The 7,567-nt window shown below is 47.3% G+C and carries 3 protein-coding genes; all 3 read left to right on the forward strand.

The window, feature by feature from the left end; translation table 11 throughout:
- The first annotated feature begins 2,494 nt into the window (after nt 1–2,494).
- The 3 genes from GF401_14490 to GF401_14500 are packed head-to-tail and all read left to right on the forward strand — an operon-like array spanning nt 2,495 to nt 7,503.
- Nucleotides 2,495–3,478: a hypothetical protein gene (locus GF401_14490; protein ID MBD3346260.1), complete on the forward strand. Its 984-nt coding sequence runs from the start codon at nt 2,495–2,497 to the stop codon at nt 3,476–3,478.
- A gap of 3 nt (nt 3,479–3,481) precedes the next feature.
- Nucleotides 3,482–5,833 carry a CHASE2 domain-containing protein gene (locus GF401_14495; GenBank protein MBD3346261.1) on the forward strand — a complete coding sequence of 784 codons (2,352 nt, stop codon included), beginning with the start codon at nt 3,482–3,484 and terminating at the stop codon, nt 5,831–5,833.
- A gap of 17 nt (nt 5,834–5,850) precedes the next feature.
- The gene (locus tag GF401_14500; GenBank protein MBD3346262.1) at nt 5,851–7,503 is read left to right on the forward strand and encodes a transglycosylase SLT domain-containing protein; all 1,653 of its coding nucleotides are present in this window, start codon (nt 5,851–5,853) and stop codon (nt 7,501–7,503) included.
- The last annotated feature ends 64 nt before the right edge of the window (nt 7,504–7,567 follow it).

The raw sequence follows: 7,567 nt of genomic DNA on the forward strand, positions 1-7,567 counted from the left end.
GAATACCTTCTTACCCAGCGATGGCGCGACATTCACTCATCATATTCGCCCTTAACAAACGCGGCTTTTCTTATTGAAGAAGATTATTTTTCTGTTCGGGGGGCGGTTGCGCCGGTGCTTCAACGATCCTTTACTCTCTGGGAGCTGGGCATTACAGTCCCGATCGGCCTGTATCAATCGGTCGGTATCAACTGGGTCGGAGAGAGTGACGGCACTGTCGAACAGGGAACGTACGATAACCAGGGACGGATTATCCCCAGCGGGTCGTCGGAGAAAAATACCAACGCTTTCATAATGCTCTCCTACGCCTATAACCCATGGCAAAAACTCACTGTGGGAGCCAATTTTAACATTGCCTCCCAGAGCAATTTCGGAGACCCGGTCATGGGTTTCGGTCTCGACCTTGGAGTCAGCTACCGGATCATGCGCCACCCCCTGCTCGGGAATCATATCGCCGGACTCTCTACCGTCAACCTTATAGCCCCTTCAATGAATGAATCGTTTGTCCCCAAATTCGGCAACGAAGGCCAGTACTCCCGCGACATTAAGCTTAGTTTCTTGTCAAGCTTCTGGGAAAACAGGGTCGAAAGTGGTATCGATTTCGATCTTAAAGACTTTTTTGCCAATACAAAGGAGTTCCGAAAGTTCAATTCCAATTCGGAAAGCTGGATCGAAACCGCAAAAAAACTTGAATGGGGGCTCTCATGGCGGTTAGGACTCTGGATTCTTCGCATGTTCAAGCTTTATTATCAGATGGGTTTCAATGAGAATGCCCTCGATTTCTGGGGGCTTTCCGGCGGAGTTAATATGCCCGGCATGAACAATGGACGGGACTTGGCGGTCATTTATCAGTATAACCTCAAAACTGAAGGTGATCGGGCTTCCAGCCATACGGTGTATGCACGTGCCGAAATCGGCCCTCACCGGGAAGAAGTGTATGCACGCCGCATGTCACGAATGCTCGATACGACCCCGAACGATTTATACAATAAAGCACGAACCCTCTACTCAATGGGCAAATACTGGAACGCCTTTTTCATTTTCGGCCGGATACTTGCCCGGTTCCCTGATTTCTTTAAGAATGACTGGGTCAATTTTTATTATAACAGTTGCCGGGAAGAACTTGATATGCGCGGAGCCGCGGAATCCGGATATTCATCAACGGTTGAATCTTATCCGAAAAGCGAAGTCGTACATCATGCCAATCTTGGACTCATGCGGATTGCCTACCGTAACGGCGAAAAAGACAAAGTCAAAGATCTTTTCATTATCATGAACAGGATCGATGTTCCCGATTCACTGAAATTTCATGCCTATTACATGATGGCCGAAACTGCAATGAAAGAAAACAATTTTCATGAAGCAGTCAGGCTTTTTTCTATTGTACCACCGGGCCATCCCGATTATGTGTATTCTCGTCACTCCCTTGGCATTGCCCATATTTTCAGAAAAGAAACCGAACGGGCAATGGATGCCTTTGCCGAGATACTTGAAGCTGAAATAAAAACGGATGATGAAAGGGAAATTATAAATCGCACCTATGTTTTTCTGGGATATCTCTTTTATGAAGAATTATCGCTTTCAAAAGCGGTCTCAGCTCTCAGGAAAGTTCCTCAGAACAGCTATTACTATGAAGATGCACTTTTAGGGATGGGATGGTCTGCGGTTAAAGCGCGGCAATGGATTGATTGCCTGAAAGCCGGGGAAAAACTCCGGGGTATTTCGAAAAAACCGATTGTTCAGGCTGAAGGCGGCTTGCTGAAAGCATACGGTCATATCATGAAAAAAGAATACCCTGTTGCTTTAGCAATTTTACAGGATGCCCGAGCAATGATTCAGGGGCTCGAACCTCCCTCGCAGGATTCGCTCGTTTTTTTGGAACGAAAATATCAAAGCAGTCGCATTTCGTACGAAAACGTAGCATCCACTGCCAAAGAGCTTTCTCTGGCACGACCCACCGAAATCGTTATGCAAATGACCGACAGCCTTCATGCAGAACAAAAAATAATAAAAGAACAAATCGACAATTTCCTGGTCTATAACGATGAATATGCCCGTCGAGCATTCTTTGCCCGTTCCCTCGATGATATCAGACAGGATATCGAATATACCCTGGCCTTTGCCGAGAAGCTGACCGAACAGCTCGAGGCGGTAAAAGCTGAAGAAAAGGCCCTGAAAAAAGACCTTGAAATTCAAAAGGAAATCGAAAAGGTGAAAGAAGAAATGGAAAAACTCGAGGCCCTTGAAGAGGAAAAGGAATAAAAGCCCGGGGAAATCACCTTTTCCGGGGAAAAAAACCTATTCACCAGGCAGAGACCGGGGACTTTGCCTCCCTTTCCACCCTCTCTCTTTATATCCCCGGCCGATTTTGCGGTTCGGTAACACATCCGATGCCTCAAAATGTTATATTATCATTCCTTTTGATTTTCGAGAGGATTATATTATATCATATTGAATTCTAGTTTATAGCTCACTGATTTCAAAAGGTGATCCCATGAAATTATCTGTAAAGTGCATGTTTGCAGCAACACTCCTTGCCGGAGGAATCCTGTTCACTGCCGCGGTTTCATCGAACCCCGGGCAGGAGTTTATAACCCACACTGTAGCCAAAGGGGAAACGGTCAGCCTTCTCTGTATCGATTACTACGGCCACTACAGCTCAGAGATGGGAAATGCCTTTAAGGAAATCAATCCCTCAGTACAAAACATCAATCTTATTCATGTCGGACAGAAATTGAAATTCGCGAACCCCGACTATAAACCCCAGGCAAAGAAATCTCCTTCCCCCCTGTTCGAAAAAAAAGTTTCCATTACCCAGGCCGTGGTGACCTATGTTGAAGGTGATGCTCGATTAATTTCCGGATCTCACAAAGAAAAACTTACCTCAAATACCATTGTTAATCCCGGAGCTATCATAGAGACGGCGTCAAATGGAAGAGTAGAAATGATCATCAACAAAGAATCGGTTGTCCGGATTAAAGAAAACACCCGGACCACGCTCGGGACGATCCGGGATAAGAAAAAGAATAAAGGAACAACCGAGATGAATTTCACTATAGGAAGTGTTTGGACAAAGGTAAAAAAATTCAAAGATAAAATTTCACGATTTCAGCTCGAACTTCCCACGGCAATAGCCGGAGTGCACGGTACGGTGTACCAGGCTACTGTGGACAACGATTCGTCGGCCGAAGTCAAGGTTTATGATGGTGAGGTTTCGGTTAAGAACAATCCGAAAACGGCAGCACTTTCACCGACCGAAGGGTTTCATGAAGTTTCCGGGCCCGAGGAGGTTTCCGCTCCCCATGAAGTCTCGTTGTCGGAATGGTCGCAGATTATCAGATCGATGCAAAAAATCGACATTGACAAAGAGGGTCACCCCGGCAAGCCGGAATCGTTTTCGCGCGCCTCTGATGACGATTGGGAACAGTGGAATGAAAAGCGGGATAAACGGATTGCAAAGATGTTTATGGAGATTTAGCTGATGAATTTAAAACGGATCCTTGTCCTTGGCGCCCTGACCATTACTCTGCTGGGAATCGTTATGATCAGTCCTCTGCTGGGAGTTCAGGATATCCTCTATAGTATCAATTTTATGTTCACTCCCCGCAATGCGTCGGATTCTGTGATAATTGTCGGCGTTGATCAGGAGAGTATCGGACGTATCGGTGGCTGGCCCTGGCCACGGGCAACACTGGCATCGCTTTTCAACCGGGTGGCATCGGGTGATCCCGCCGTAATAGCACCGGACTTTCTTTTTCCCCACCGCCCGGATTCCCCGGGCAACGACAGTCTCGTTTCCGTTTTTTCAGGTATTTCGGACCTTGTTTTGCCCTTTCGAGTTGGAAAAATAACCGACGACCGGAGCGATGGTATGCCCGCGGCGCCCCGGGGAATCGCGCCGCACGCATTTTTAAAACTTTCCAACAGGGAAAATATGAACCGAACGCTTTTTTATCACGCCGAATCGGTTGACATGCCGGACTCCATATTCCTGCAACATGCCGACAGAACCGGTTATCTCAATGTTTCCACGCGGAAAGCGACCCAACGTCTCAGTGAGATAATTCATGTATTAAAAATCGGTAACGAGTACTTTCCTTCATTCGGCCTTGCAGCAGTTGCATCCTACCTGAGCCTCAAGCCGGAGGAATTTATTCTCGACGGTAAACCTCAAGTAATTCTTGGTGAGAAGAAAGTGCCCCTCAGTTCCCATGCCGGAAGTTTGCTGCTCAATTTCCGGGGGCGGTCGGGAACAATAAAGACCGTTTCTGCTGCAGATATTCTCAACGGCACTATAGCCCCCTCGGTATTCAAGGGAAAAATTGTTTTTGTCGGCATGACCGATCCTGCAGCGGCGCCGGATTTTTTTATTACTCCCGTCGGTAGTAGATTCCCCGGTGTAGAAATCTGGGCTACCAGTGCACTCGATTTACTTGAAAACTCCTGGATCCGTCGGGAAAACGGTCCCCTTGCCCTTCTCAACCTGGCCTTATTGTTTATACTTTTTCCCGGACTCGCCATTCTGATACCACACGATAAAAAGCTCTTTTCGGTGCTTATCAGCCTTGGAGCGGTTGCTTTCAGTGTCGGTTTGGGAGTTCTCCTTTTTAAGTACGCCCATTACTTCTGGAATCCTGCTCCCCATTTCTATGCCTGGATTTTCTCGCTGCTCTGGCTTGCACTTCAAAAAACCGATTCGGGCCTGATCGAATACCGTACTCTGGATTTTGAGTCTGAAGACAGAGTTGCCGGAGCTAAACTTCCGCCGCCCGGAGACGGCGATTTTCTTGGAGAAATCCCCTCCCTTCCCACGGCTATTTTTGTTCGTGATGAAATCGGCAAAACCATCGAGAGCCCCGACGGCGGAAAAGTAGAATCGACCATGATTGAAAGCGATTCCGGGCAAATGCCACAGACCGCAGAAGGAAACGTGGTGACAGCCCTTCGCGAGCTTTGTAACGGCCAGATTGTCAAGCCGCTGGGAAGCGGGGGGATGGCGGATGTCTATCTTGTGTGGAACCCGCGTCTGGAAGTATACCGGGCCGTTAAAGTGCTCAAACCCGATCAATCGCCTAAAATCAAAGAACGGTTCGAAACCGAGGCACGTATTCTGGCAGACCTTAATCACCCAAACATTGTTCAGTGCTACAGCGTTGCCGAATGGCACGGCCTTCCCTGCCTCGAAATGGAATATATCAACGGCGCCTCAATGGATGAAATTCTCGAAAAATGTACCGTCCTGAACGTACCACAAGCCCTTGCTGTCGGTATCATTGTTTGCAGGGCACTCGAGTATGCGCACCGCTATTCGGTCACAATCTATGGGAAAAATTATAACGGAGTAATCCATCGTGACCTCAAACCGGCAAATATTATGCTCGGAAAAAACGGGAGTGTCAAACTGACCGATTTCGGCATAGCCCGACCCGCCGAAGTCAGCCTCCATACGGTCGACAGCAACGCTATTGTGGGGACGCTCCCCTACCTTTCACCGGAACAGATTGAGGGTGAATCCATAACCCCCCGTTCGGATATCTATGCGCTGGGAGTGACCCTCTACGAATTAATTACCGGCCGACGCGCGCTGCCCCAGACTGAAGTGACCGTTTTGCTCAATGCTAAGGCAACGGGAAAAATAAAACCGTTGAAACCATCCACAATCCTTCCCAAAGAACTCGTGGATATTATCAATAAATCGATTGCAGTAAATCCCGATAATCGATATCCATCGGCTGCTGCAATGCAAAAGGATCTCGAAAAGATATTCAGAAAAATAATGCCCGAAAATAGTCACACTGTTTTTAACGATCTTATCAAACGATACCGGCGTTAAGTAGATTTGCTGTTGTTATGAGCTGTCATTATCTTGAAATCACCAGGGGAGTTGAAAAGGGACGGAAGTTCATTCTTGCCGATGGAGCAGTGAGTATTGGTCGAAGCACCCAGAACGCCATACCCATGCATGCTTCGGAGAAACGCGTTTCCGGCCATCATGCCATTTTATATAAAACCGGCGACCGGATAATGATTCAAGACCTCGAAAGTTCAAACGGCACCTTTGTCAACGAGGAACAAATTTCCGAAACCGCGCTCAATCCAGGTGATGTTGTCGGATTCGGGAAAATGGGCCCCCGGCTCAAATTACAGCAATCTGAAACCGAACCCGATTTAACCTATCGTCTTCCCGGCAGCGAAGACGACTTTCCCAAACCTTCAACCGCCGAGCGCACAGCCGAGGATGTTCATCATGAGACACGGTTCCCTCCCACTTCCGATTCGACATCACGGGAAGGCAAGGACGCATTTAAGGAGGATGATTCCTCGGGCGATTGTTTGCCCCGGGGTTCAAAAACGATCGAGTTTGAAAAGAAGCTTGTCCAGAAAAACATGGATTACAAGGACATGCAGCGGCTTATGAAAAATGGTTCTCGTCTCGAACGGATTCTCGAACGCGGTAATCTCGGCGAAACACAGACCCATTTGTTGACCACCTCCTATCACGCCACCAGGAAAACTCATCGCCAATGGGTGGTTATCCTGGGTATAGTTATATTTGTTTCCATTATTGCTATCACCTACTTCACGATTCGTGCATATCAATATAAAAACTTGCTTCAGCGCGGCTTGACACTGGAAGAAATGCTGGATAATATCGAAAACAGTATTGCCGAAGCCAGAGCGGATCCCGATCAGAACAAGGAAGAACTCAAGGCACTTATCGACAAACTGGAAAAGACCAAAGGGCAGCTCTCGAGTGTTAAAACACAGATTAAGGAAGATGATTTCGGGAAGTTCTATGATGATCCCATCGAGCAAAAAATTGATGAAATTTTTAAACGATTCGGGGAAACCGACTATCATATTCCCGAAACAATGGTTGAACGGGTAAGGTACCATGTCGACATTTACTCGGGAAGGATGAAACGCACGGTGACCCGGTATATCAAACGGCGGGATAAATACTTTCCTATGATTATAAGGATATTTAAAGAAAAAAACCTTCCTCCCGAGCTTGCATATATCTCGATGCTGGAAAGCGGATTCAATCCACGGGCATTGAGTCATGCCGGCGCCAGGGGTTTATGGCAATTTATGCCTGCGACCGCCCGCCGTTATGGCCTGCGGGTCGATAATACCGTTGATGAGCGGTTGGAGCCGGAAAAAGCCACCCATGCCGCCAGTGAATATTTTAAAGATCTGATCTCCATTTTCGGCGGTAAAAGCTCGGTCATGCTCGCCATGGCCGCTTATAATGCCGGTGAAGGTCGTATCATGCGGGCTTTAATGAAAATCGATGATCCCATGAGAAACAGAGATTTCTGGTATATTTACCGCATGGGAGTACTGGCTGAGGAAACCAACGAGTATATCCCCCGTGTTATTGCCATGATGATTCTTTCGGAAAGTCCCCATGAATTCGGTTTCGACAACATTCCCAAAAAAGCAAAAGACTTTGGATCGGAAGAAGATTTCATTACTCTTGATGATCTTACCGACGAATAAGGGATTACACAATTAACTCAGAAGATGTCGTATTTCCCATCATATAAACATCTCAGCCCTGTGC

Source organism: Chitinivibrionales bacterium (assembly GCA_014728215.1).
GTDB lineage: Bacteria > Fibrobacterota > Chitinivibrionia > Chitinivibrionales > WJKA01 > WJKA01.